This is a genomic window from Photobacterium ganghwense (assembly GCF_017329545.1).
GTDB classification, from domain to species: domain Bacteria; phylum Pseudomonadota; class Gammaproteobacteria; order Enterobacterales; family Vibrionaceae; genus Photobacterium; species Photobacterium ganghwense.
On the sequence record NZ_CP071326.1, the window covers coordinates 939,032 to 964,916 of the forward strand.

Sequence of the window (25,885 nt, forward strand, 5' to 3'; positions counted from 1 at the left end):
ATTCATAAACAAAGCGACATTAGTAACAAAAGCGACGTTAATGAAATTCCATCTACCAGCATCGTGAATGCACAGTCGGTGCTCATTACCGGGGCAAGCTCTGGCATTGGGAAACAGCTGGCCATCGACTATGCCAAAGAAGGCTGGCATGTGTTCGCCTGTGGTCAAAATGAAGAAAAACTCAACCAACTCATCGAGGCTGAAACAACCGACAGGCGACAAGGTCTTATCGAGCCCCTGGTCTTTGATGTCACGAATGCTGACGAAGTGCAAACGGTGCTGGGCACACTCACCTGGTTACCTGAGCTGATTATTCTCAATGCCGGCACCTGTGAATATATCGAAAACGGGTGGGTCGATGCCGCTTTGTTTCGGCGGGTCTTCGACATCAATGTGTTCGGTATGCTGAACTGTATTGAAGCGATGCAATCGCGGTTTACGGCGAACACCCATCTGGCACTGATGGGGTCAACCGCTTGTTATGTGCCATTGCCCAGAGCCGAAGCCTATGGTGCCTCAAAAGCGGCATGTGCTTACATTGCTCACACGCTGGCGATAGATCTGGCAAATCGTGGGGTGACGGTGTCACTGATTAGCCCCGGTTTCGTCAAAACCCCTCTAACGGATAAGAATGATTTTGCGATGCCACTGTTGGTGTCACCTGAATATGCGTCTGAGAAAATTCGTCAGGGTATCGGGAAGAAAAAACGTGAGATTCATTTTCCGAGGCGATTCAGCTTGTTTATGAAAATGTTGGCGTTGTTACCGCTGAATATACAGTTGGCAGCAATAAAAAGAATGACGGGGAAAACAGCATGAAAATAGCGATTATCGGTACAGGTATTTCAGGGCTTACATGCGCGCACTATTTACATGAAGATCATGACCTGACCATCTACGAAGCCAATGATTATATCGGTGGACATACAGCCACCGTGGATGTTGAGGTAGGCAGCGGTCGCTATGCCATTGATACCGGCTTTATCGTCTATAACGATCGTACGTATCCCCACTTCATTTCGTTGATGTCAGACATTGGTGTTGTCGGGCAGCCGACCGAAATGAGTTTCAGCGTACATAATGCTGAAAACGGACTGGAATATAACGGCCATAATCTCTGGTCATTGTTTGCACAAAAGCGAAACTTGGTAAACCCGCGCTTTTATCTGTTTATCAACGAAATATTGCGATTTAACCGTCTGGCGATTGCACTTAATCTGCCGGATATCGAAATAAACGCTGGTACACACCGCGATGCAACTAGTGCTCAACCCTTCACTGCTAATACTCAAACTCCGGAGCATTTCAGTCTAGGGGCGTTTTTACAGCATCACGGTTTCAGCGATTATTTTTGCGAGAATTATATCCTGCCGATGGGGGCGGCCATCTGGTCATCTAGCTTGTCCGATATGCGTGACTTTCCGCTGGCATTTTTTATTCGCTTCTTTCGCAATCATGGTCTGCTTGAGGTAACCAATCGCCCGCAATGGTATGTCATTCCCGGTGGCTCGCGAGAATACGTAAAAAAACTGACCGCACCGTTTCGTGATCATATTCGTCTCAGCACCCCAGTAGATGAGGTACGGCGAACTCATCGGAAGGTGGCTATCACCAGTCACGGCATTACCGAGATTTATGACCACGTTATCTTCGCTTGTCACAGCGATCAGGCATTGCGTTTGCTGGCCGATCCTTCCCCAGAAGAACAGGACATTCTGGGAGAGATGGAATATCAGATTAATGATGTGGTGCTGCATACCGACCACACTATTCTGCCCAAAGCCAAAGCGGCCTGGGCGTCATGGAATTACCATTTGCCGTCAAACGAAGATGGTCAGCGCGATAAACGGTTGGCCAGTGTGACTTACAACATGAACATTCTCCAGGGCGTACAGGCACCGGAAACATTCTGTGTGACGTTGAACCAGAGTGATTTGATTAAGCCGGATTTAGTGCTTCGGCGGTTTGAGTACGCACACCCTGTTTTTACGACCGAGAGCATTGCGGCGCAGAAACAAAGATCGCAGATAAACGGGCACCGTGAAACCTGGTTCTGCGGCGCTTATTGGTACAACGGCTTCCACGAAGATGGGGTGAGAAGTGCGCTGGATGTGGTGCAAGGCATCAAGTCTCAACTAGCCGCTACTGAAGTGAGCAGTAACGACAATATTGTCGGTAATGCTATCGGTGAGGCGCATCAGCCACAATCATTCATTTCCCGGGAGTCTTGAGGCGATCATGATGGATGCACTGAACAGCGGGCTGTACGTCGGGCATGTTCGTCACCGGCGCTTAACTCCGACGTCTCACGCGTTTACCTACCCAATGTTTATGCCGCTGATTGATTTGGATGAGATTGAACAGCTGGAAAATTCCGTGACGGGGTTTGGCACCGCACTGCTACATTTTGCCCGCTGGCGCAGCCGAGATTATCTGCGTGATCGGGGCGATCAGGATCTCAAACAGGCTGTTATTACTAAGCTGGCAGAGCTGACCGGAGAAACAGTCAACGGACGTGTGCTGATGCTTTGTCAGCTGCGATATGCCGGCATCTACTTTAGCCCGATTAACCTGTACTACCTGTATGACACGCAAGGGGTGTGGAGATGGGTGCTGGCCGAAGTCAGCAATACGCCCTGGAACGAGCGTCATTACTATGCTGTACCGGCCCCAGACACTTGGCAGGATGCGAAATGGTGCCATCAGAAGGGATTTCATGTTTCGCCGTTTAATCCGATGTCTCAGCAATATCGCTGGCGGTTAAGCGCACCAGACCGACAGCTGATGATCCATCTTGATATTCATGATCGTACTGATAATCACAAGATCATGGATGCAACCATGGCCCTCAAGCGACAGCCATTTACCTCAAAAGTGCTGTGGCGCTTGCTGATGAAAACGCCGGTGCAGACCGTAAAAGTGGTTATCGGTATTTACTGGCAGGCGTGGCGGCTGTGGCTGAAGAAAGTGCCGTTTTATGGTCATCCGGAATCGGGAGATTCAGCAGTTTCGGTAAGTAACGAGGCATCCAGTGTCCCTGAGCATCAAACTTCATGGAACCAGAGTGACAGCAATGAGGAACGGATGAAAGTCACAGCACATGAAAAGGACTTAACAACAAAAAATTGTGGGGTTAACCATGTTCAAAAGTGAAGTCAGTAACACAGAACGAAGGATAACCGGTTCAGATAATATCGCCAGAACGTTGGTCTTTAAGGTATTTGAACAATTACAGAATGCGGCACTGACTGTTTCTGAATGTAACGGCGAGACCTACCAGTTCGGTGACAAAACGGCGGACTGTCAGGCTCAGTTGATTATTCATCATCCGGCCGTGTATCGGCGACTGTTGTCCGGGGGCAGCATTGCCGCCGGGGAGGCCTATATTGACGGCTGGTGGGATTCACCGGATATCACTCAGGTTGTTCGTGCTCTTGCCCGGAATATGGCACTGCTGGATCGTATTGAAGATAAAGTCGGATGGATAATTCGTCTGAAGGATTTGTGGTTACATCGCAAACGTCGTAACTCCAGACAAGCCGCACGGGAAAATATCCTCGCGCATTATGATCTCGGTAACGAGTTCTACCGTACCTTTCTTGACCCCAATATGTTGTATTCCGCCGCGATTTATGACGATGAAAATACTACTCTGGCTCAGGCACAGATCGCCAAAATGGATCGGCTGTGTCGTAAATTACACCTCACTCAACAAGATCACTTGTTAGAGATTGGGACAGGCTGGGGAGCCTTGGCTATCTATGCAGCCAGAGAATATGGTTGTCGGGTCACGACTACAACAATTTCAGAGGCTCAATATCAGTGGGCAAAAGAGCGTATACAGGCTGAGGGGCTGGAACACAGAATCACTTTATTGCGGGATGATTACCGGGATCTGACAGGTCAGTACGACAAGATTGTATCGGTAGAGATGATTGAAGCCGTCGGGCAGGAATATCTGACCACCTACCTGCAAAAATGCCAGTCACTGTTGAAACCGAACGGCATGATGGCGATTCAGGCAATTACCATCGCGGATCAACGCTATGACAAATACAGTCAGGGGGTCGACTTTATCCAGAAGCACATTTTCCCGGGTGGTTTTTTGCCGTCGATAACCGCGGTCGCCAATGAATTAACCAGACATACCGATTTTGTGGTGCGGGACATCCGGGATATTGGTCTTGATTATGCCAAAACACTGGCTGACTGGCATCACATGTTCAATCAACAGGTAACGACGTTGAAACAGCAGGGGTTTGATGAGCGATTCATTCGTATGTGGCGTTATTACCTGTGTTACTGCGAAGGCGGATTTCTTGAAAGAACTATCAGTACCATTCAGCTGGTTGCGACTCGACGAGACTGGCGTTAGCGGATCGTAGCAAGGTAAGCAGGAATCATGGGTACTCAGAAACCAAATAACCAATCGGCAAACAAACTGACCCCAAAAGATCTGTTCATTGCTTGCACCGGATTTAATGTCTTCTGGCTGGTAGCGGTTGTCGGCCAATACCCATGGATGCCGTTACTGATTCTGCTTCTTGCGGTTAGCTGGTGGTACTACCTGGGCGCCTGGCGGTTTTCAATGTTGATGGGGGGATTGGGTATTCTGATGGATTCAGCGCTTGCTTTTGCTGGAATCCTGGTGTTTGACGACCCTATCTTTCTGCATGGATTACCGACGTGGCTGATGCTTTTGTGGATCGCTTTTGGTTGTTTTGTGTGGGTTTGTCGGCAGTACATCATGACATCGCAGGTTGCCTTCATGCTTCTGCTCGGCAGTGTTGGGGGAGTGGTGAGCTATTTTGCCGGTTATCGGCTTGGAGCGGTTCACTGGCCGTTTGGTATCCCGACTACCTTATTGGGATTACTGATTTGCTGGTTGGTTTTTAGCGGGATCGTTATAGCGCTGTTGAATCTTTTTGCTGCTTATTGCAGGAGGAGCTATGAACAACCTGTTCACCGTTAAATGGTCTGTTTGGGCGATAGTCGCGGCGGCGATACTTCCGCCGGTAAACGCATCTTCGTTTGATAATGCCACCCTATATTCACCCAACAATTCTGTGCCAATCTCGCCGACACGTTCAACGCTCCCTTGGCAACGATGGCCAGTAGTGGGAGATGCCACTTTACGCTGGGGGCCTTGGGTTATTTATGATTCGGAACTTCGAACCCCGAATGGGCGCTATCATCATCAGGACAGCCAGTTAGCACTGGTCATTAAATATCAGCGTAACATTGAAAATGAGGATTTGCTGACGGCTACTGACGAGCAGTGGCAGCATCTGGGGATTCAGGCTGGAAAAAGGGCCAAATGGCTGAGGATGCTGGCCCAGATTTGGCCGGATGTAAAACAAGGGGATCGCCTGATCTTTGTCCTTCAGGATCGCCAGGGTGTTTTTTATCAGGATAACCGACAAATCGGTATTATCAGCGACCCAGAAATGGCGCGTTCTTTTATTAACATCTGGTTATCCCCTCAAACGGCGTATCCTGATATTCGACGGCAGTTAATTGGTCAGTCCTGAGTTTGGGTTTACGCCCACGCACCATTCTATTCCGGCATCTTCATTCATTTAGTGAGTCGTTAGCTTATACCAGACGATAACAACGGAGGGTACACAATGAAAGGTTGTCAGAGACACTATGGTCTATCTCCCTTTTATCCCCTTTTTCAACCTTTCAGGCGGTGCCGGGTATCAGCCCGGAAAAGTGTTCCGGGATGGTTCATCCAAGGCCATATTGCCTTTCGGCTGTTGCTTATCGGCTTTTGTGCGCTGTTGTCTGGCTGTTCTGCGTCGGTAGGTGACTATCTGGGAACTAAACCAACTTTCGACTTATTTCGCTATTTTGATGGTCAGGTGCAGGCTTGGGGAATGGTGCAGGACAGAAGTGGTAAACAAATCCGTCGGTTCGAAGTGATGATTACCGGCACCGTTCAAGGTCATCAACTGACCCTGAACGAAAACTTTGTGTTTAATGATGGGGAAAAGCAGCAGAGAATTTGGCGAATCACTCGCCATAAAGATGGTAGTTATACGGGGACTGCCGATGACGTGGTTGGGACCGCTAAAGGGCAGGTGGCAGGGAACGCGCTGAACTGGCGATATGTGTTACGTGTTCCGGTTAGCGATTCCACCTACGATATTCAGTTTGACGACTGGATGTACCTTCAGGACGAACAGCACATGTTTAATGTGGCAGAAATGAGCAAGTGGGGATGGAAAGTCGGGCAAGTGACGCTGTTTTTTAAAAAGCTGGATTCTGACAAAGCTAACGTCCAATGAAGCATAACAAAAATGCGTTAGAGATTGCTCTAACGCATGTCTTTAATGCCGCATGATTTTAATCCAACTTGTGCGGGCTGAACCACTTCGTTCTGAACGTACAGAGAACACCCCTTGAAAAGGTATTCACACGGCGTGCAGCCAGTGTGGCTCGACCTACTCTCGTATGGGAATGTTAAAGCGGATAGACTTTATCGAACCGTTCAAGTACTAATTCTGACGTTTCGGTGAATTCAGCCCCTATGGTTTTGGCATACTCAGTAAAAAAGTTGATATGGGCTTCGTGCCACCATTCGTAAGTACCATCACCTTCACCTTCTGATTTCGCAAACTCTTCAGTCACTTCATTGAAAGGGCAGAAAGAAACGTGATTCAACTTTACGATGCATACTGGCTCTTCGGCCCAATTTAAAACGACGGTTAATCGGCCTATCTCTGGAAAGGGTTCATTTTCAATGTCGTAGCCCGCTTTTAAACTGCATGAAGCTGTTTTCATGCCTGCATTTATCAAGCGCGCACATTCATTGGCATTGTATTCATCGGCACAATAATATTCAGCGGTGATTTGAGGAATTTGAGAGCGCTCTTCTGCGGTTAATGTGTTCAGGTAGTTATCCAGGTACTGCTGCTGTTCAATATTCATTTCATTCCTTGAAGTAATACAAAATATGTCTGACGGAGACAAATGGGGATAATTGGTTGTAATTGGCCAGCTAAAGTTCCCAGCCAGATTTGTAGGTTCTGGCGCTGAGTAAATGACAAAGCTCTGCCATGACTTTCATTGATTTTTCCAGTCTGGGCATACGTTCTCGTGAAAGTTTGCCATCAACCCAATGACGGTTATGCACATAAAGGTTATAGGGATTAATAATACATTTGAAATCAAGGGATAGGGACGTTGATAGCGCTGAATGCGCCATATAGCTATGAGGTAAACCGGCTGAGTTTACCAATGTGACGACTTTATCTAAAAGTGCTCCCGTCAGGCTTCCATCAGGTGGCGTTGAGCCCACGTATTCTATGTATTTTTTCAATTCGGAGCAGCACCCCCAGTTATAGGTAGGACTGCATAAGACTAGCCCGGAAGCTTCGTCAGTCAACTGATGAAGTTGTTTGTACTGAGTCGTGCCATAAATGGTATCGTTGTCAAAATTTGGCACATTCAGTTCTGCCAAGTCGACGTATTTGGTTTCACAGCCTAACGCACGCAACGCGTTTAAACAGCTCTTGGCTAATTCTCGGCTACGGCTGTTGGGGTCAAGTCCTGAGCTTACAACAAGAATGTACATAAGAATTACCTACAAATAAGAAAAAGGCTGATTCACAAAAAATAGGCTTATCAGGAAATTAGGGAACCAGGGAACAAGTCAGAGGCAAATGCATTATTTCAAGATTCCTTCGGAGATGCCTTGCTGAAGCTTTGCTTCTACCGCAGCCCATATCTCAGGACTTGCCGCAGAGATTCTTTCACCATTGAGGGCTAGTACTTTTTCTTTAGGTATGTTGTGTATTTTCCAACCATGACCGTCATCATTGAGGTTGTGCAGCAGAGGGGGAATTCGGTCAATCGCTTTGGCGAATTTAGCATCGGCAGTGACACCGGCTTCAAACTCTTCCCACAGCGCTACATACTGGGCGCCAAGGTTATCAGGAAGCAGATTAAAGATGCGTTTGACGCCATGCCATTCCTTTCCTTTTTGTTCTACGGTTTCACTGGTGTAAATAATTTTATCGCCAGCGTCGATTTCACCTAAATCGTGGTTCAGGAGCATTCTGATGACACGGTTTATATCAACGTCTTTTTCAGCGTAGTTGTGAAGAAGTAAAGCACTCAGGCAAACATGCCAACTATGCTCGCCAGCGTTTTCATACCGAGATAAACCCACAGGTCTCGATTTGCGCAAAACGCCTTTCAATTTTTCTATTTCGACCATGAAATCTAAAATCTGAGTGATGTCCTTCAATGACTGCGCCTCCCTGCCTGCCTGTCTGTCATTCACTTATTGGTTGATAACGTTGATTAAATAGATGTGCATTTTTCAAAACCTTGTAGGTCGAACCCATTACCCATTACCGATAACTCATAACAGCTTTACCCATAACGACATTGTCCATAGCAACGTTAGATGGCTAAATGAGTTGCTCGATTATATGTGCAACAAGGTGGTTATGGAATGCAAAGTTCAAAATGAAAAATGCGAACGCGATTGGTGATCGATGTGAGAAAGCGAATAGTTCTTGCGATTCTTAGCAGGATAAGCGCTTTTTCATGAAAGCGCTTATCCATCTGTGAGGTTGTTATGAACATACAGTATCAATTACGGAGTCTGTCAGACTTGCCCGCGAGACATCGCCACCATTCGTTTAAGCACCCAGCGTAACAACAGGGGAATATTGTCGACGTTATCTTCATCAATGTAATTAACCATCGCCAGTGCCACATCAGGTTTAGCATGACGTTTAAGGGCTCGTTGGATAATTTTCTTCGGCGTCTGCGGAGAATCGATTGGCGCATGAGCCAATTTACGAAAGAGTGGCTCGAATCCGTGATGAAACAGGAAATGTTCAATATCCAGATTGGGCAGCATAGTCAGGCGATGGCGCTCTGCGTCTGAGCCCAACATCCCCCGAACGGTATCCGCATATTTTTTCCCCGCCATATCACCGTCGGTAATCACATGCCATTCAATGCCCAGACTTCGCGCAATTTTTATTAATGGCCGCAAGCCACTCTGGGCAAACTCGATAATCTGCACGCCTTCGGCGGCAAGGTTGTAGCCACAGATACGCGCCAGCTCGTTAAACAGCCATACCTCGGTTTCACCTTCAACTAACAGCCAGGCGCGGGCAAAGAGGGCGCTTGGGCGATGGACGCGTAAGTGAAAAGTGACACGCCGTTCTTCATCCCGGCTCAGGCGATGGTGGTTAATGGTGAAAACTTGAGTCTTATTTGGCTTACGGATCAACTTATTGAGGCTGCTCAGCGGTACGACAGAACACAGATCCGGGCTGTTAGTAGTTAAGATCTTCTGCATCGGCATCTTAACGATAAAGCTCCATGCCTGATGCAAAAATGTCGGATGCAGTCGACCTTCCGGATCTTCAAGGATCATAATCGGACGGCTGATCCGTTTTAATTCCACAGGGCCACGGGCACGAATAAACGCGTTTAGCAAACCCATCAGCACTAATCGACTCTGCTTGCTGACATTTGGTTCGGTTAACTGTTCAAGGGGATTGACCGCGTACTGTGCCCGCTCAGGAAAATGCGAACGGTCAAAGCCCATAGATCGGCTGTGCGGCGTAAACGCGAAGTAGCGGTCAACCAAGGCCCGAAGTGCATTGATGCTGCTTTTGATTTCGGCCGGGCTGACATGGCCGGGACGAGTGAGCAATCGGCGGCAGGTATTGTCTAACCGACGCTGGATACGTTCATTTTCAATGGCTTTTTTATCAGGAACGCCGGTTGGCTTGTGCCCGTTACCGTTATGGTGACCGGAATGCAGTGGTTCAGCCTCCCGTAAACGACGGGCATCCCGGATTCGGACAATCGGGTGAAGCACCATTAGTTGCTTGGCAATTCGGTCAGTTTCTTTACAGGCGATGGGGACGCCAGTTGGATCAAGGAATTGACGGTGAGTCGTGACTTTATCTTCGTCAATACTGCTGGTGATCTGATAATACAGGTGCTTACGCTCCTGATTGTCCAGAGAAACCCAGACAGGATGAAACCCGCGATAGCGCCGCGATTTGTATTCGCCCGGGTAATCTTCGCCCCAATGCAGGATAATATTCAGGTGCGTCGCTTTGGCGTGGCCAGCGCTGTAATCCACATGAAAATCATCAAAGTGAAACGTGTGAAACTCAGCATCCGGCGCGAGCGCAATTTCCAGCGCATCGAGTAACGAAGACTTACCCCAGGCATTTTCACCAATCAGCACTGTCAGCTCATTAAATGACAGTGATAATCGGTTGATACCTCTGAAGCCTGAAATTTCAATTCGTTGTAACTGCATAGATTCCTCTGAACCAGTACAAAATGCGCAAGCCTTTCAATGACTAAGGCTAAGTTTGAAGACTTACTGGTAGTTTTAAGCCTACAGGACTATAAAAAGATGCGGCTGTGCGTTGGTCACATTATTGAAAACAAATCGCTCTGAGAGTATCGGAATATTAGGTTGTTGCTGTCAGAAGGACTTGATATAGTCCCGTTGCATAAAAACACCCGCTAACTGGTTGAAAATCAAACCGGTTAGAATAAGCATAGTGGAGATGTCAGATGGCTAAAATTATTCACTCAATGGTTCGTGTCGGTAACCTTGATAAATCACTGAAATTTTATAAAGAAGCACTGGACCTGGATATCGCCGAGCGTCTTGACTTTGAGGGCTTCAGCCTGGTTTACCTGCGCAATGATGAAAACGACATGGAAATCGAACTGACCTGGAATGAAGGGACGGAAGAGTACACGCATGGTTCAGGTTATGGTCATATCGCGGTGGCTGTCGAGGAACTGGAAGCGGATCATGCGAAGTTGACTGAACTGGGCTATGCGCCAGCGGACATTAAAGAATTCCACCGTGATGGACAACTTCTGGCGAAATTCTTCTTTGTACTGGATCCTGATGGTTACAAAATTGAATTCCTTCAGCGTCATGGCCGCTACCAGTAATTGTTGCTATCAGGCAATTTTTTCAAAACGCCAGATTTTCAAAACGCTAGCTAACACACAAGCCTGTTATCAGAAGACCACGATTAGCTGAACGCCCGAATACTAGGAGCGGAACACTAGAGCAACGGTTTCAACGTTGAGATAGTTACCATCGTTGAGTTCGCTGATCTGGTTGTGGTAGCTCAGCTAAATGTGAAAGCTGATTAGTCGTATTTTCAAGCCACGCATTTCGCGTGGTTTGTTGTTTCTGGCTGCTGTGTTGAGCGGCAAGTTACCAGTAAAGCCAATCTAATTTATTGCTGATGATCGTATGTTATGTCACCAGCTAGCTCGGTGCCTTTGAGCAATTCATCTCAGCGTCATGTTATTACGGATAATGCCAATAAGAGTATGAGCATTGTCACTCATGGAGTGAAACTGCAATAGAAAAAATCATCAAAAACCTGAGATTCAACGTAATCTGTTATATGATGATGGTTTAGTAGAGATTCATGGAGAGTTTGTTACGGATATGTCAGATCATCGCCCAGTGAAAATGACCATTGCCCACATCAACGACACGCATTCACATTTCGAGCCGTCGTCGATCTCGCTAAAGCTGCCTTACGACGTACTGAATAATGAAATGTCGGTATTTGCGAGCTGTGGTGGTTTTTCCAGGGTTTCTTCGGCCGTTAAGGATGTTAAGCGGCATGCCTACCTGAATGAGCGTGAATTTATGTTTGTTCATGCCGGAGATTGCTTTCAGGGCACATTGTATTTCTCTTTGTACAAAGGGGTGGCTAACGCTCGCCTTTTGAATGCTATCGGTATCGAAGCGATGGCATTAGGTAACCATGAACTGGACATGGGCAATGGGATCGTGGCGGATTTTATGGATATGGTCGATTTTCCGCTGCTGGCAGGAAACTGGGATCTATCACAGGAAAATCCGGATAAACCGAATCCGCTGGCACCTAAGCCTCAGGTTCTGGCTTATGACCATCTTAATCAACACGCCCACTTTCTGGTGAAAGAGGTGGATAGTGAGCCGGTGGCGATTTTTGGCTTGTCGATTGAGAACATGGCCGCGATAGCCAATCCGGATCCCGATACGTTTTTCCTGAATGTTACCGACGTCGCTAAGAACACAGTTGCAGCGATTCGTCGCCAGGGGATCAACAAAATTATTTTGCTGAGTCATCTGGGGTATGAACGTGATCTTGAATTGGCTGCTCAGGTTGAAGGTATCGGGGCGATCATTGGTGGTCACACCCATACGATGCAAGGCAATTTCCAAAATGTTGGTTACGGTGTCACTGATGAATACGCCAGAATGGTCAATGGCACCTGCGTTGTTCAGGCTGGTTGTAATGCGATGGCATTGGGGCAACTGGAACTTGATTTTAATGCTGATGGTACGGTGGCGAAGGCTGGCGGGGTAAACCAGCTGCTGCTCGGGCGTCAGTTCACTTTAGACGCAAGCCGTAGTCAGCACCTGGATGAATCAACTCACGAAGCGGTAAAAGCGTATCTGTACGCACAGCCCAATGTTCGTTTTTGTGCCAAAGATCCGCTGATTGAAAATTTACTCAATGAAGAGTTCCGTCCGGCGGTTAGACTACTTCAGACAGAGCAGATAGCCGTTGTTGCCGAGCCGCTTCGTCATACCCGCATCCCGGATCAACGTGGTGCCAGCCAGATTGCACCGCTGGTGGTTGACAGCTTTGTCTGGCAGTCCCGTCAGATGGGGTTTGAGGTTCACTTTGGAATTCATAACGCGGGTGGCGTGAGAACCTCATTCCATGAAGGCCCGATCACCTCGGCCGATATTGCAGGCCGTCTGTTGCCTTTTGCGATTGGACTGATGGTGTATCCGGTCACCGGGGCCCAGGTGAGGGCGGCGTTGGAAGGTGCCATTGATAACGCTATTGATAATGGCGTAGAAGGTACAGGTTCGGGTAGTTACCCTTATACCTCACACTTGAAGTATCTGTATCGTTGCTGTGCTCCGAAAGGTAAGCGTATTGAAGCGCTACAGGTTTACTTTGAAGGGCAGTGGGTGGATGTTAATGATGAACAGCGATACTTATCAGTGTCGTCTGGTTACACTGCGACAGGTAAAGAAGGCTATAACGCGCTGGTGGACGAAACCTCTGAGCCACAGCCACTGAACATCACGATGGCAGAAGCCTTCGAAGCATACGCTCGTGTAAGACAAAGCCTGACAGCGCCACCGGAGGATATCTCCTTGTTCATTCCTTGTGAATGCCAGGATGATTCAGCTGAAGGCGCTGCCTGATACTGGTTATTACGTCTGGTTGATACCTGTTACTGACATTTTTCATCCGTACTGCATCTCTTTAAGCCTGTCGTTATTTTACATGCCGATCATTCGATTGTTAAAAATGACAACAGGCTTTTTAATTTTTCCTTCCAACCTGTCGGTAAATATACAGTGTGGTCTGTTTAAAAAGCTGGCTGAAAAGTGGGCAAATCGAAAACCTGGCAGGCTCAAACGCCATTGAGCAGACGTTCGGGTTAAGACCTAGTTGAAGGTGAAGATAAATTCAGGGATGTATGATGAGAAATGGATGGTTTGATGCCGTGACGGCAGCAACAGTAATCTGGGCTTCAGTGTGGATTGCTCTGGTATATTTTTTGCCGCCTTTATTTGGGTAAATCAGCAGTCCGAAACTAAAAAGCCGGGATCAACCCGGCTTTTTTGAATCTGAATCAGATGACTTATCAGGCCGTCAGTGCTTCAGTTTCTTCAGAGTTGGCCACTTCTTTAGCCAAACGGTAGGCTGCCAAATCTTCAATGGTCAGAACCGGCATGTTGTGCACTTTACCAAACTCAATGACCTCCGGCAGACGAGCCATAGTGCCGTCGGGATTGGTCAGTTCACACAATACACCGTAAGGTTTCAGACCCGCCAGGCGCATCAGGTCGATAGTGGCTTCTGTGTGACCACGGCGAGCCAGTACGCCTTCCGAGTTTGCTTTCAGTGGGAAAACATGGCCTGGACGGCTCAAGTCAGAAGGTTTTGCACCATCAGCAATAGCGGTTTTGATCGTGGTAACACGGTCAGCAGCAGATACACCGGTTGTGACACCCTTGGCGGCTTCAATCGTTACAGTAAAGCCAGTTTGGTTGGCACTGGTGTTGTTGTCGACCATCATTGGCAGAGCCAGTTGATCGCAACGTTCTTCAGTCAGACAAAGACAAACGATACCCGAACATTCACGGATCATCAGTGCCATCTGTTCTGCAGTCAGCGTTTCGGCTGCAAAAATGATATCACCTTCGTTTTCACGATCTTCATCGTCAACAACCAGCACACCTCGTCCTTGACGAATAGCCGTCAGGCCGGCTTCAACGCGCTCAAAAGGGGTGCCGTAAGGGGTAAGTAGAGACTGATTCATGGTAAGAAACTCCAAATATAAACAATTACCAGAATCAGGGCTTGGAAAGTCAGCGAACAGCATAAAACAACGTTGCTTAGCAACAAGAATGTATAGCTATAGCAAATCGACCGACATAACAAAAATCATGTACGGTGCAGTTTAGAACTATTCAGAGCTAAATGCTCCGCTGAAATCCTCTTCCATCCGGACTTTAACCGTCGGCTCTGGAATCATGTATGTCTCAATACACTGCACCAGATCTGCTGACCTTGCATGGCGATGAAGTGTGCTATGCAAGCGCTCGCGGGCTCTCCCTTTTGAGGACTACCGCCGGTGGGGAATTTCACCCCGCCCTGAGAATTCCCCAGCAATATAGGGAAATGTCATATTCAGTGCAAGATAATCAACAGTTTTATTGATAAATGTTTGAGGTGGCTACGGATATGACGTTTAAATGCTCAACTTCCGGGGATGACTCTACAGTGGGTTGGGGCAGACTCGTTTGCAGGGTGAGTACCACCCCGCGCATTTAAGATATGGATTAAAGGTTCGGTCACTAGCAGCTAGGCTGCTTTGTCTTTATTGCTGCCGCCTTGATGGGCATCAACGGCTTTGGAAACGCTGTCGGCGGTATGGTTAGCAACATCTTTGGATTGTTCGCCTGCTGACAGTTTTGATTGAGGCTTAGACTCAGACTTTGAATTTTAAGCCGACGATTCTTCCGTTTGTGGCTCGCAAAGCTTTCCATTCAACCAACGAACAAATAAGGGCAGGGTGTAAGTCGGCAACTGTAGTGCGCCCATAATAATCAGAAAATCCGGCCCCAAATAGCTTCCTGCTACTGTATAGGTCAGAAGGACATTCCGGTTAGCTGAAGTGATGGCGGCAATCAGAGCCATGTTTTTGTCTGTACGCCAGTAAACGAGGAAACCGGCAACAAAAAACAGTGCGCATAAAGCCATGCCGATCAGAAAATAGTTTATGGCGGACAGGAGGGAGTCATCGAAAATGGATCGGAACGGTCCGATGAGTCCGAACGGGAAAGAGAACACCAGAATGATGGTGACCTGAGATAGCTTGCTGTGAATACGGTGCAGAGTATCGTGAGGCACCAGATTGTAGACCAATGCTGAAAACATCATCGGGCCCACAATAAAAATAAGCAATCTTTGAAGATAGCTGACCAGATCCAGGCTGAAGGCATTTTCCTGGAAAAGCATCAGGTTAATATAAAGCACGACGGGCATAAGCAACGTTGTGGCAATCGTCATCGCCATCGCCTCTAGCGGAGCCAGCCCAACTGAGCGAACAATGGCCGGCGTCGCAAACAGAGAGCCGGTTGCTGTTACAGCAGAAATGGCCAGAAGCATACTGCTGCTGGCATCAAGCAGGCTAGCAATGGTACAGCTGATCAGGGTTAACACTGCCGCATGCAGAAAAGCATATCCCCATACCCATGCCTTAGCTAATAGCCCGACCAGTACTTTTTGCTGCATGCCCAGCAGTGTAAAGAGCATAAGGCAAAAAAGAACATACGGCAGGTAGGGAAATAGAGCAGCTGATGCCTGAGGGAAAATAAATCCGGCAACAGCAGCAATGATTAAAAAGATGGATGAATGTTTGGCAAGCAGCGAAAGCATAATGAACATCTTATTTTTGTGTGTTGCGCTATTGTTATACAAAAGTAATCGGTGATGCAAGGGTAATTAAAGTTCTGCATACTTTATAAGAATGGTTAGGGATTTAATCGCTTTGGCTGCATGGTTTTTCATTGGTTTTGTTTTGGCTGAAACTATTCATTAACAGATTAGAAAATCTAATCTTTATGGCGAAATATTGTCATTTTCTTGTGTCAGAGTGGATGGATAAAATACTGGCAGTTAAAAAACAATGACAATGAGAGGCAATCATGGCACAGGCAATGAATTTCGACACCATCGCTACGTCTACTGCAATGGATAAGAAAGCCTATGCGTTAAATGTCAAAGGACTGATTGCACACGCATTGGATATTCTTTTTGGTGGTAAAAAGGCACCTAAGCAGTACTCAGTTTCTGACCTGCCGGTACACCTTCAGAAAGATATCGGTATGTACCGTTAAGCGCAGGATAGCGTGGAACACAAAAACGTCGGCTTAGTCCGGCGTTTTTTTATGCCCTGATTTTATTAATCCGAACGATGTTTTATTTAGTGAGTGAGAAACAGTGCAAAAATCTTGCATATGACTTAGGGTAATATCATGTTTTTAAATAATTTAATCAGAGCTTAACTTTTTTTTATGAGAATATGGCATGATGTCACTGTAACGATATATGCGCGGGAGATAATTTAGTGGGCTTCTTCTCAAAATTGTTTGGGCTAGAGAAATCAACGCCTGTAAAAGCTGATGTTGAGCCAATTGAGTACAAAGGCTATCTCATTTACCCGGAGCCGAAGTCCGAAGGCGGACAATTCCGGATTGCAGGTCGAATCTGCAAACAATTCGATGATGAGTTGAAAACACATGCCTTTATTCGCTCCGATTTGCTGGCCTCAAAACAGGATGCTGAAACCTTTATGGTCAACAAAGCCAAGATGTTTATCGATCAGACAGGAGACAGTATGTTCCGCTGATCTGATTCGGTTTGAGCTCTGGTAAGGCAGTAGCCTTGCCTTACTGGTCTGAGTTTCGGTTAATCCTTCTCTTTTGTTGAGAACGGAGAGGCTGGAGGCGTAGGTAAGCTGTTGCCTGTGTCGTAATTCATCAAGGAATGATGAAACTGTCCCTTCTTTAGTTTCAATATTCTTTTTCTTTGATGTTTTAAACAAGAATCCATCTGAAATGAGATTTTATTTTAGATGTTTATAAGGTCATTTGGCTGGTTGTGGTTATTTCTTCATGTTTTAGTGAATAGATAGCTAATTTTATTGGTGGTTTGACCTCTGTCCAGGCGTTGGGGAAGTTATTTTCTTTCGTTCTGGCGGTAACATTTGTTGTTAAAACAAAGCATAGCTATGTTTGTTTGTATTTTTCCTACAAAATGCTTGATCTTGCATCAGTGGTTAGATACAAAATTGTTACTTATTTGCCAAATTTTAGGGAATAATGATGCAAATTGGTGTGCCAAGAGAAACGCTCGCGGGAGAAACGCGAGTTGCTGCGACACCCAAAACGGTAGAGCAGCTGCTAAAGCTGGGTTTCAGTGTAGTGGTCGAACACGATGCTGGTATTCACGCTAGCTTTGATGATGCGGCCTTTGAAGAAGCAGGCGCGACTGTTGTTTCAACCGATGAGGTGTGGGACTCAGATCTGATCCTGAAAGTCAACGCTCCCCTGGTTGATGAAGCCAATGAAATCGATGAAATTGCGTTGATCAAAGAAGGAGCAAGCCTGGTTAGCTTTATCTGGCCAGCGCAAAATCCTGAGTTGCTTGAGAAACTGTCGAGCAAAAAAATCAACGTTATGGCGATGGATTCAGTGCCACGTATCTCAAGAGCACAGTCGCTTGACGCGCTGAGCTCAATGGCCAACATCGCCGGTTACCGTGCTGTGGTTGAAGCTGCGCACGAGTTTGGTCGGTTCTTCACCGGCCAGATCACGGCGGCCGGTAAAGTACCACCTGCCAAAGTACTGGTTGCCGGTGCGGGTGTTGCTGGTCTGGCTGCAATTGGTGCGGCTGGTAGCCTGGGTGCGATTGTTCGCGCATTCGACGTTCGTCCTGAAGTAAAAGAGCAGGTCGAGAGTATGGGTGCTGAATTCCTGGAAGTTGACTTCAAACAGGAAGATAACGGCCCGGGTGATGGCTATGCCAAAGAAATGTCAGACGATTTCAACAAAGCGGCTGAACGTCTGTACGCAGAGCAAGCCAAAGACGTTGACATCATCATTACGACTGCACTGATTCCTGGGCGTCCAGCTCCTAAGCTGATTACCCAAGAAATGGTTGACTCTATGAAGCCGGGCAGTGTGATTGTTGACCTGGCTGCGGCCAACGGCGGTAACTGTGCTTATACCCAAGCGGATAAAGTCATCGTTACGGATAACGGCGTAAAAGTGATCGGCTATACCGATATGGTTGGTCGTCTGCCAAACCAGTCTTCTCAGCTATACGGTACAAACCTGGTTAACCTGCTGAAACTTCTTTGCAAAGAAAAAGACGGCATCATTGATATTGATTTCGATGATGAAGTTATTCGTGGTCTGACTGTGATCAAAGAAGGGGAAGTAACCTGGCCAGCGCCACCAATCAAAGTGTCCGCGGCACCAGCTCAAAAACCAACAGAAGTTAAAAAGCCAATTGAGAAGGTCGAACAACCTACCTCGCCGGCTAAAAAATACGGTCTGATGGCTGCTGGTATCGTGCTATTTGGCTGGGTGGCAAACTCTGCGCCTGCCGAATTCCTGTCTCACTTTACTGTTTTTGTTCTTGCCTGTGTGGTTGGTTACTACGTTGTGTGGAACGTTACTCATGCGCTGCATACACCACTGATGTCTGTAACCAATGCTATCTCGGGGATCATCATTGTTGGTGCATTACTGCAAATAGGCCAAGGAATCGGTGTTGTAACCTTCCTGTCCTTTATTGCGGTTTTAATCGCCAGTATCAATATTTTCGGTGGTTTCACCGTGACCAAGCGCATGCTTGAGATGTTCCGTAAAGATAGATAAGGAGTAACAAATGTCTGCAGGAATCGTACAAGCGGCATACATTGTTGCTGCAATTTTATTTATCATGTCTCTGGCAGGGCTTTCCAAGCAAGAAACGGCCCGTGCAGGTAACTATTACGGCATTGCCGGTATGGCTATCGCACTGATTGCAACTATTCTGGGCCCGGATTCTCAGGGCACGGGATGGATTATCCTTGCGATGATCATTGGTGGTGCAATCGGTATCTACTTTGCCAAGAAAGTTGAAATGACTGAGATGCCAGAATTGGTTGCTATTCTTCACAGCTTCGTGGGTATGGCAGCGGTACTGGTTGGTTTCAACACCTTCATTGATCATGGTGATCTGACAGGTGTAATGCTGAACATTCACCTGGTAGAAATCTTCCTTGGCGTGTTCATTGGTGCAGTGACATTCACCGGTTCAATCGTGGCGTTCGGTAAACTGCGTGGCCTGATTTCGTCAAAGCCACTGATGCTGCCTCACCGTCATAAACTGAACCTGGCTGCCGTTGTGGTTTCCGTTCTGCTGTTGTTCTCTTTCGTGAACGCAGAAGGGTCAATGTTTGCGCTGATTCTGGTGACTATCATCGCGTTGGCGTTTGGTTACCACCTGGTAGCTTCAATCGGTGGTGCTGACATGCCGGTTGTGGTTTCAATGCTTAACTCATACTCAGGCTGGGCAGCGGCAGCGGCAGGTTTCATGCTGGCGAACGATCTGTTGATCGTAACCGGTGCGCTGGTAGGTTCATCGGGTGCTATTCTGTCTTACATTATGTGTAAAGCAATGAACCGCTCTTTCATCAGTGTTATTGCCGGTGGCTTTGGTACTGACGGTTCAGTTTCTACTACAGAAGAAGAAATGGGTGAGTACCATGAAGCGTCTGCAGAAGAAGTGGCTGAAATGCTGAAAGACGCCCGTTCTGTGATTATCACTCCTGGATACGGTATGGCTGTCGCACAGGCGCAGTACCCAGTTCACGAAATTACTGACAAACTGCGTAAGCAAGGTGTGGAAGTCCGTTTCGGTATTCACCCTGTTGCTGGCCGTCTGCCGGGTCACATGAACGTGCTGCTGGCTGAAGCGAAAGTACCTTACGACATCGTGCTTGAAATGGATGAAATCAACGAAGATTTCCCAGAAACGGATGTTGTACTGGTTATCGGTGCTAACGATACGGTCAACCCGGCTGCAACTGAAGATCCAAGTAGTCCAATTGCCGGCATGCCTGTTCTGGAAGTGTGGAATGCAAAACACGTTATCGTATTTAAGCGTTCAATGAACACAGGTTATGCTGGCGTTCAAAACCCGCTGTTCTTCAAAGACAACTCGCAAATGCTGTTTGGCGATGCGAAAGACAGCTGTCTGAAGATTCTTGAGCATCTGGATTAAGTCCAAGACTGAAATTCATGCTTAGTAACGCGTGATAAACAGAAGGGAGCCAATCGGCTCCCTTTTTTGTGCACGACCATTGTGACAGTTCTGATTGCAAAACTTACGTATGTGCGTATCTTCTTGACTATGCGATGATATTCGCGTCAGACGAATGACAATTTCCTGACATAGTACGTTAATGGAATGATAAACTCTGCGACATGAAAAAATATGTCCTACTACTTTCACTGCTGATATCCGGCGTGCCTAATATGGCCGCGGCAGAAAATTTGCCTGAGCGCTTAAGTGCCGTTCGATCTGAGCTATTGGCCAGTGAACCGGTGGCGACTTATGATTTTCGGCAACTGCAAAGTCAGTTTCCGACACAGCTGCTTGTGCCATCATCGCTGTTACCCCAGTCTTCCCTTTATCCTTTGAAATCGTTACAGCGACTATACCAGAGTGCACAAAGCTGTAAGGGCCCGTGGCCAGTGACGCCGTTACTGACTCAGCCACTGGTGTTTACGCGTGCATTGTGTAATAACACGGTTCTTCCGGTCGGCTGGTTTGCCCGCGCCGGATATATTCATCCGGGCGGGGGCAGTTACGCTGCCCGATATTTGCAGGCTCATCCTGATATGAAAGAGAAACTTAACAAGTTTCAGCACATTCAGGAGCGGGATCTGGATCCGACGAATACTGCGCTTGGGCGATTGCAGCGGATGAGTAATGATGAAATCATGGTATACATTGCCGGTGCCGAATCGTTTGTTTCCAACGGAGAGCTTTGGATTCGCAATGGCAATGAGTATTATATCTACGACCAGCCGACGTGGTCTGTGGCGATGAACAAGTTTGATGTTCATTTCACCAGATTGAACCAAAGTAGCTTTTGCATACTCAAAAGCGGAAACATCTGCTGGGAAGAAGAAGACCAGTCGCACCTGACTTACTACTTGTTGGTTGGTTTGCTGGTGCTCAACGTTGGCTTGCTGATCGGTTGGGGTGCCTACCGGTTGAGAATTCGACGTCGGGCGATGCAGGAGCGTATGCTGGTACTGCAGATTCTGACCCATGAACTGAGAACACCGATTGCCAGTCTGGGGATGACTGTAGAGGGTTTTCGACGCCATTTTGATGCGTTGCCGGAAACCTTATATGATGAATTCAGACGTCTGACCGAAGACTCCAGACGTCTTAAACAGCTTGCAGAAGCAAGCAAAGATTACTTGCAGGCTAATCAACAGGAACTCAGCGTTCAGCATATTGACTCCTTTAATGAGTGGATTGAATACTTGAGTGAACCTTACGAGGTGACATTGGAGTTAGCTGAAGACAGACCTGTTGATGTCAACATCTACTGGTTGGGGACGTGTATTGATAATTTATTATCTAATGCCCATAAGTACGGTGTGAAGCCAGTGACATTAACGTCATCGTTCAATAACGGAAAGTTGATTGTAAGTGTTTCAGACAATGGACAGCTTGGCTCGAAAGACTGGGCGCGATTAAGAAAGCCCTTCGTCAGTGAAAGAGGGTTAGGGCTTGGGCTTACAATTGTTGAATCGATGATACGAAGAATGGGAGGACGAATGAAACTCGTTGGTCCACCTACAACGTTTATATTGGAGATACCGTGTGAATCAAACTCTGCTTCTGGTTGAAGATGACCGCAACCTTGCTGATGGTTTACTCGAAAGTTTAAAAGAAGCGGGCTATAAATGCCTGTATGCTGATTGCGCATCAAATGTTGCCGATAAATGGGCCGATGCCGATTTAGTTGTTCTTGACCGTCAGCTACCTGAAGGGGATTCCCTGAACTATTTGTCCAAGTGGTTGAAAATTAAACATGTACCTGTGATTCTGCTGACTGCAATGGTATCGGTATCGGATAAAGTGATTGGCCTGGAATCGGGCGCGAAAGACTATTTGACGAAACCCTTTGCGGAAGAAGAACTACTGGCGCGTATCCGCTTGCATTTGCGTGATGGTGCACCTGAACAGGTGTCATCCAACATCGTGAAAGTAGGTGATATCAGCATTGATTTGGATAGTCGTGATGTACAGTACAGTGGTGACAGTGTCACTTTGACCCGTACTGAGTTCGAATTGCTGGTTTTTCTTGCTAAACATGCGGGCCGTGTATTCACGCGTGACGAGCTGTTGGATCAAGTTTGGGGCTACAACCATTATCCCACCACTCGTACCGTTGATACCCACATTCTGCAGTTACGTCAGAAATTGCCGGGTATTGAAATTGAAACTCTGCGTGGCGTTGGCTACCGGATGAAATCAGCGTAAGTTAAGGCATGTCCAAACTCACTCTTACCTGTTCTCTGCTTTTGTTACATTCGGCGCTCTGGGCGCCGAATGCCTACGCAAAATGGTTTCTGAGCAAAGATATTTATACTGTCGCTCATCAGAAACTCCTTGAAGGCAATACTCGGGAAAGTTTTGATGCCATGGTGCAAGCCTGGCAGCAGTCGCCAAACCGCGACGAACAAACTAACCTCAACGAATTACTCCAGCTCGCGATCACTGAAGACTGCGGACATAGTTTGAACGCAACAAACCTGCCAGAGTGGATAACCAAGCTGGTAATTCAGCGTGAGATGGTACAGAACCAGACACAGGTTCTTCCGCGCCTTTCTATCAACGGCATAGCCAAAAAGAACGTCACGAAAATCGAATTTACCCGCTGGCCAGATCAGGCTGTCATTGCTGGTATACCCAAAATGGACGAAGGGAATGTCTTTTCGATTGATGCAAAACGGCTTGAGAATGCGACCAGTGAGGGCTTTATCAGCTGAATATTCAGGTGGAAGGGCATCCGGAAGGGTTCAAGACCTGGGTCATTCTGACACAGCCACAAAGCAAGCAGCGCATCGGTTGGATTAACAGTAAAACCTGGCGTATTGAACGCAATGGCATACCTGATAGGGTGTGTCCTGCACCTATTTTGTCGATGAATGTGTACGACCTCAACGACACGTCCTGGACGCCGCTATGGACCGAAAATGTTGATGGAAAACTCCCAACCACCTTGCCGAAAATTGATTTACCGGAAGGACGCTACTGGTTAAGCGTCGGTATCATCGAAAGCCGCTGGCAAGGGGATATCTCCGTTCTCGATATTCAGAGAATAACCCGTCCGGTCGATTACCCCGGCATATAGACTATTCGAAAACAGTCGACTTCGTGTTGGCTGTTTTTCTTTCTAGTGCTCATCTAGTTTGCTCGTCTTTTCCTCTGTTAGATTCATAACATTTGCTTTAATAGATGCATTTAAATTGCATCTTTAAAGGTGTATTATTTATGCATGTTTTAAGTGGGGATAACCACATCATGATGCAAATACTTGATAATGAAAAAGAACAGAGAATGTTGCCAATTTTTAGGCTTGCCTTTCGTCCTTTTTTCCTGGGTGCCAGCCTGTTCTCTGTGATTGCAATGTTGCTTTGGGCCGCTTTTTGGGCGGGATATTCCAATGTCGCAAACTGGATGTACCATGATCCGATATGGTGGCACAGCCATGAAATGCTATTCGGGTTTACTGGCGCAATCATTATCGGCTTTCTACTCACCGCAGTTCAGAATTGGACGGGGAACCCGGGAATCCGGGGCAGAAAGCTTGCGGTGATTTTTGGTCTGTGGCTAATTGCCAGGGTAGGAATTTTGTTCGGGTCACCTAATCTGGTCTGGATGGTAGCAGACTTGCTCTGGATGCCTTTAGCCGGCTATTTTTTGGCCGTTCCCATACTTCTTCGCCGTCAATTGAATAACCTGTTTTTTGTTCCTTTGATATTGTTGCTGACAGCGTTAAATGCGGCATTCCATGCCATCAGTCTGAATTGGCTGGCTCTGCCACTGCGCTCAGTGTCATTTGTGGCCATACTGGTCATCAGCCTGATTGTGCTCGTAGTCGGAGGTCGAGTTATACCGTTTTTCACCTGGCGGGGAACACAAAGCGAGCCGATCACACGTATTACCTGGCTCGAACGGGGAGCTTTAATTCCGACTTGGTTATTGGTCTTACACAGTATACTGCCAATCCCGGAAGCTGTTGCAAGCTACAGTTTTCCGTTACTCTTGCTGATGACTGCCACAATGCATCTGCTGCGTTTTTTACGCTGGCGAACGCTAAGTACGCTTAGGGTGCCATTGTTATGGTTACTGCACGTTGCCTACCTTTTTTTGATTCTTGGTTTAACTCTCCTTGCGGTCGTTCAATTGACAGGTTGGGGGGCTTACAGTATTGCGCTGCACTGCCTGACGGTTGGCGGTATTGGCTGCATGATTCTGGCAATGATTGCACGTGTTTCCTTGGGGCATACCGGACGGGAACTCAAAATAGGCGCAATGATGAAAGTGGCGTTTGTGACTCTGGTCATAGCAACGCTGACTCGAACTGTTTTTCTGTTGCTGATGCCTGAACTGGCTGTAAATGCATACTGGCTTTCAGGGTTACTTTGGGCACTGGCATTCAGTATTTTCTGCTGGGTCTATTTCCCTGTACTAACCAGCCCAAGAGTGGATGGTCGCCCTGGTTAATTCTTCGGATGACAAGCAGGGATAAAATCCCTACACTAGCGGTCCGGTTTAATAAGGTAAATGCTCTATGTTTAACGACATTCCTACATTGTCTCATGCCGAGCAGCAAGCTGCGGCAGAAAAAATCCATGCACTAATGGCACAAGGTGTCAGCAGTGGTGAGGCAATCATGCGTGTTGCCAACGAAATTCGCGAAGCCGCGGCAAAAAAAGCGCAGGAACAATCGGAATCAGACGTTGAATGATGTCTTACCGACACTCATCTTTATCTGACAGGCACTTCGGTGCCTGTTTTTTTACTCAAACCGTGCAACAACTCTCATTTAGAATATCCGGTCTTCGTAAAACGGCAGAGTCTGAAATAGAATTTACAGATCCCTAATATTCCCGGGGGATACTGTTCGTTCATTCTAACTGTGAGAGAGAAGGATGAATAATCGTTACCTAAAAGCTCGCACTCTGGCTAGGGCCAAACACGAAGGACAAAAATACGGTGACGTTCCTTATTATATCCACCTTGAAGCGGTTTCGCGCTTAGCAAGTCCTTTCGGTACTGATGCCATGATCGTGGCGCAACTCCATGATGTTATTGAAGACACTGAAACCAGCTTAGATGAGTTAGCCGCTGACTTCGGATTCACTGTCGCTGATGCGGTAGGTTATATTACTGACGGTGATGTAACCAGCAGGCAAAAGCGCAAAGCGGAATTACACCGACGTCTTGAGGCATTAGACACAACGGAAGAGTCGGCGAGAATTGCGTTGATCGTTAAAGCCTGTGACAGGCTTGCTAATGTCAGGGCCAGTCGCCATAACCGTGAACATTATTTTCATCAGTATCAGCAAGAGCATACCGATTTTAAACGAGCGGTCTACCGGGAGGGTTTATGCGAAGCGATATGGTGGGAACTGGATAATTTGCTTTATAAACCTTCAAAGTCTGGCTGAAATTCGGGTTTCGTCTTT

At 47.2% G+C, this 25,885-nt stretch carries 24 protein-coding genes, 1 pseudogene and 1 riboswitch; of the genes and pseudogenes, 19 read left to right on the plus strand and 6 right to left on the minus strand.

The genetic code is table 11. The annotated features are described in order from the left end of the window. The first annotated feature begins 63 nt into the window (after nt 1-63). From FH974_RS20260 to FH974_RS20290, 7 genes are all read left to right on the plus strand, one after another. Nucleotides 64-819: an SDR family NAD(P)-dependent oxidoreductase gene (locus FH974_RS20260; protein WP_047884800.1), complete on the plus strand. Its 756-nt coding sequence runs from the start codon at nt 64-66 to the stop codon at nt 817-819. After that, a complete protein-coding gene (locus FH974_RS20265) occupies nt 816-2,231 on the plus strand; it encodes an NAD(P)/FAD-dependent oxidoreductase (protein WP_084712493.1) in 1,416 nt (471 codons plus the stop codon). The genes FH974_RS20260 and FH974_RS20265 overlap by 4 nt, the downstream gene beginning before the upstream one ends. A 7-nt stretch (nt 2,232-2,238) precedes the next feature. After that, nucleotides 2,239-3,153: a DUF1365 domain-containing protein gene (locus FH974_RS20270; RefSeq protein ID WP_084712492.1), complete on the plus strand. Its 915-nt coding sequence runs from the start codon at nt 2,239-2,241 to the stop codon at nt 3,151-3,153. Then, nucleotides 3,140-4,375, plus strand: a complete 1,236-nt coding sequence (locus FH974_RS20275) for an SAM-dependent methyltransferase (RefSeq protein ID WP_207104172.1) — start codon at nt 3,140-3,142, stop codon at nt 4,373-4,375. The genes FH974_RS20270 and FH974_RS20275 overlap by 14 nt, the downstream gene beginning before the upstream one ends. A gap of 27 nt (nt 4,376-4,402) precedes the next feature. Then, a complete protein-coding gene (locus FH974_RS20280; protein ID WP_053061749.1) occupies nt 4,403-4,972 on the plus strand; it encodes a DUF2878 domain-containing protein in 570 nt (189 codons plus the stop codon). Further along, nucleotides 4,950-5,531, plus strand: a complete 582-nt coding sequence (locus FH974_RS20285; RefSeq protein ID WP_047884272.1) for a chalcone isomerase family protein — start codon at nt 4,950-4,952, stop codon at nt 5,529-5,531. Before FH974_RS20280 ends, FH974_RS20285 begins: the two co-directional genes overlap by 23 nt. Before the next feature lie 96 nt (nt 5,532-5,627). Further along, the gene (locus FH974_RS20290; RefSeq protein WP_084712491.1) at nt 5,628-6,290 is read left to right on the plus strand and encodes a DUF3833 domain-containing protein; all 663 of its coding nucleotides are present in this window, start codon (nt 5,628-5,630) and stop codon (nt 6,288-6,290) included. 175 nt (nt 6,291-6,465) lie between these two features. Here the strand turns inward: FH974_RS20290 and FH974_RS20295 are convergent, their stop codons facing one another. The 4 genes from FH974_RS20295 to FH974_RS20310 all read right to left on the minus strand — a co-directional run bounded on the left by FH974_RS20295 (nt 6,466) and on the right by FH974_RS20310 (nt 10,306). Next, nucleotides 6,466-6,933, minus strand: a complete 468-nt coding sequence (locus FH974_RS20295; RefSeq protein ID WP_047884271.1) for an ASCH domain-containing protein — start codon at nt 6,931-6,933, stop codon at nt 6,466-6,468. A gap of 70 nt (nt 6,934-7,003) precedes the next feature. Further along, complete coding sequence (locus tag FH974_RS20300) at nt 7,004-7,579, minus strand: NADPH-dependent FMN reductase (protein ID WP_207104173.1); 576 nt, start codon at nt 7,577-7,579, stop codon at nt 7,004-7,006. Nucleotides 7,580-7,672: 93 nt separating this feature from the next. Beyond that, nucleotides 7,673-8,254: an HD domain-containing protein gene (locus FH974_RS20305; RefSeq protein ID WP_047884270.1), complete on the minus strand. Its 582-nt coding sequence runs from the start codon at nt 8,252-8,254 to the stop codon at nt 7,673-7,675. A gap of 366 nt (nt 8,255-8,620) precedes the next feature. After that, nucleotides 8,621-10,306, minus strand: coding sequence for a DUF2813 domain-containing protein (locus FH974_RS20310; protein WP_047884269.1), 1,686 nt, complete (start codon nt 10,304-10,306; stop codon nt 8,621-8,623). 263 nt (nt 10,307-10,569) lie between these two features. Here FH974_RS20310 and FH974_RS20315 point away from each other — a divergent pair, with 263 nt between their 5' ends. Beyond that, nucleotides 10,570-10,962, plus strand: coding sequence for a VOC family protein (locus FH974_RS20315; RefSeq protein ID WP_047884268.1), 393 nt, complete (start codon nt 10,570-10,572; stop codon nt 10,960-10,962). Between the two features lie 511 nt (nt 10,963-11,473). Beyond that, entirely contained in the window at nt 11,474-13,243 is a 1,770-nt protein-coding gene (locus FH974_RS20320) for a bifunctional metallophosphatase/5'-nucleotidase (RefSeq protein ID WP_047884267.1), read from the plus strand. Between the two features lie 446 nt (nt 13,244-13,689). On the opposite strand, the gene ribB is transcribed toward FH974_RS20320, so the two are convergent. Together ribB and FH974_RS20330 are read right to left on the minus strand one after the other, a co-directional pair. Then, the gene (ribB, locus tag FH974_RS20325; protein ID WP_047884795.1) at nt 13,690-14,367 is read right to left on the minus strand and encodes a 3,4-dihydroxy-2-butanone-4-phosphate synthase; all 678 of its coding nucleotides are present in this window, start codon (nt 14,365-14,367) and stop codon (nt 13,690-13,692) included. Between the two features lie 170 nt (nt 14,368-14,537). After that, nucleotides 14,538-14,714, minus strand: a riboswitch (FMN riboswitch). 339 nt (nt 14,715-15,053) lie between these two features. Then, nucleotides 15,054-16,049, minus strand: a complete 996-nt coding sequence (locus FH974_RS20330; protein WP_340643641.1) for a hypothetical protein — start codon at nt 16,047-16,049, stop codon at nt 15,054-15,056. Nucleotides 16,050-16,258: 209 nt separating this feature from the next. Between FH974_RS20330 and FH974_RS20335 the strand changes: the two genes are divergently transcribed. From FH974_RS20335 to FH974_RS20380, 10 genes and pseudogenes are all read left to right on the plus strand, one after another. Next, a complete protein-coding gene (locus FH974_RS20335) occupies nt 16,259-16,450 on the plus strand; it encodes a hypothetical protein (protein WP_047884264.1) in 192 nt (63 codons plus the stop codon). 230 nt (nt 16,451-16,680) lie between these two features. After that, entirely contained in the window at nt 16,681-16,962 is a 282-nt protein-coding gene (locus FH974_RS20340; RefSeq protein ID WP_047884263.1) for an HlyU family transcriptional regulator, read from the plus strand. Between the two features lie 475 nt (nt 16,963-17,437). Further along, nucleotides 17,438-18,997 (plus strand): Re/Si-specific NAD(P)(+) transhydrogenase subunit alpha, encoded by a 1,560-nt coding sequence (locus tag FH974_RS20345; RefSeq protein ID WP_047884262.1) that lies wholly within the window; start codon nt 17,438-17,440, stop codon nt 18,995-18,997. 10 nt (nt 18,998-19,007) lie between these two features. Beyond that, entirely contained in the window at nt 19,008-20,387 is a 1,380-nt protein-coding gene (gene pntB, locus FH974_RS20350; RefSeq protein ID WP_047884261.1) for a Re/Si-specific NAD(P)(+) transhydrogenase subunit beta, read from the plus strand. 203 nt (nt 20,388-20,590) lie between these two features. Beyond that, entirely contained in the window at nt 20,591-22,033 is a 1,443-nt protein-coding gene (gene vxrA / locus FH974_RS20355; protein ID WP_047884260.1) for a sensor histidine kinase VxrA, read from the plus strand. Beyond that, entirely contained in the window at nt 22,008-22,670 is a 663-nt protein-coding gene (locus tag FH974_RS20360; protein ID WP_047884259.1) for a response regulator transcription factor, read from the plus strand. Before vxrA ends, FH974_RS20360 begins: the two co-directional genes overlap by 26 nt. An 8-nt stretch (nt 22,671-22,678) precedes the next feature. Further along, a pseudogene (locus FH974_RS20365) lies at nt 22,679-23,544 on the plus strand (DUF2861 family protein). A 140-nt stretch (nt 23,545-23,684) separates the two neighbouring features. Then, nucleotides 23,685-24,920, plus strand: coding sequence for an NnrS family protein (locus FH974_RS20370; protein WP_242551974.1), 1,236 nt, complete (start codon nt 23,685-23,687; stop codon nt 24,918-24,920). Between the two features lie 67 nt (nt 24,921-24,987). Then, nucleotides 24,988-25,164, plus strand: coding sequence for a YoaH family protein (locus tag FH974_RS20375; protein ID WP_084712488.1), 177 nt, complete (start codon nt 24,988-24,990; stop codon nt 25,162-25,164). 184 nt (nt 25,165-25,348) lie between these two features. Then, entirely contained in the window at nt 25,349-25,867 is a 519-nt protein-coding gene (locus FH974_RS20380) for an HD domain-containing protein (protein ID WP_047884258.1), read from the plus strand. The last annotated feature ends 18 nt before the right edge of the window (nt 25,868-25,885 follow it).

Coding starts and splice junctions, on each gene's coding strand:
- FH974_RS20265 (WP_084712493.1), top strand. CDS start 816: ATGAAAATAGCGATTATCGGTACAGGTATTTCAGGGCTTACATGCGCG.
- FH974_RS20270 (WP_084712492.1), top strand. CDS start 2,239: ATGATGGATGCACTGAACAGCGGGCTGTACGTCGGGCATGTTCGTCAC.
- FH974_RS20275 (WP_207104172.1), top strand. CDS start 3,140: ATGTTCAAAAGTGAAGTCAGTAACACAGAACGAAGGATAACCGGTTCA.
- FH974_RS20280 (WP_053061749.1), top strand. CDS start 4,403: ATGGGTACTCAGAAACCAAATAACCAATCGGCAAACAAACTGACCCCA.
- FH974_RS20285 (WP_047884272.1), top strand. CDS start 4,950: ATGAACAACCTGTTCACCGTTAAATGGTCTGTTTGGGCGATAGTCGCG.
- FH974_RS20290 (WP_084712491.1), top strand. CDS start 5,628: ATGAAAGGTTGTCAGAGACACTATGGTCTATCTCCCTTTTATCCCCTT.
- FH974_RS20295 (WP_047884271.1), bottom strand. CDS start 6,933: ATGAATATTGAACAGCAGCAGTACCTGGATAACTACCTGAACACATTA.
- FH974_RS20300 (WP_207104173.1), bottom strand. CDS start 7,579: ATGTACATTCTTGTTGTAAGCTCAGGACTTGACCCCAACAGCCGTAGC.
- FH974_RS20310 (WP_047884269.1), bottom strand. CDS start 10,306: ATGCAGTTACAACGAATTGAAATTTCAGGCTTCAGAGGTATCAACCGA.
- FH974_RS20315 (WP_047884268.1), top strand. CDS start 10,570: ATGGCTAAAATTATTCACTCAATGGTTCGTGTCGGTAACCTTGATAAA.
- FH974_RS20320 (WP_047884267.1), top strand. CDS start 11,474: ATGTCAGATCATCGCCCAGTGAAAATGACCATTGCCCACATCAACGAC.
- ribB (WP_047884795.1), bottom strand. CDS start 14,367: ATGAATCAGTCTCTACTTACCCCTTACGGCACCCCTTTTGAGCGCGTT.
- FH974_RS20335 (WP_047884264.1), top strand. CDS start 16,259: ATGGCACAGGCAATGAATTTCGACACCATCGCTACGTCTACTGCAATG.
- FH974_RS20345 (WP_047884262.1), top strand. CDS start 17,438: ATGCAAATTGGTGTGCCAAGAGAAACGCTCGCGGGAGAAACGCGAGTT.
- pntB (WP_047884261.1), top strand. CDS start 19,008: ATGTCTGCAGGAATCGTACAAGCGGCATACATTGTTGCTGCAATTTTA.
- vxrA (WP_047884260.1), top strand. CDS start 20,591: ATGAAAAAATATGTCCTACTACTTTCACTGCTGATATCCGGCGTGCCT.
- FH974_RS20370 (WP_242551974.1), top strand. CDS start 23,685: ATGCATGTTTTAAGTGGGGATAACCACATCATGATGCAAATACTTGAT.
- FH974_RS20375 (WP_084712488.1), top strand. CDS start 24,988: ATGTTTAACGACATTCCTACATTGTCTCATGCCGAGCAGCAAGCTGCG.
- FH974_RS20380 (WP_047884258.1), top strand. CDS start 25,349: ATGAATAATCGTTACCTAAAAGCTCGCACTCTGGCTAGGGCCAAACAC.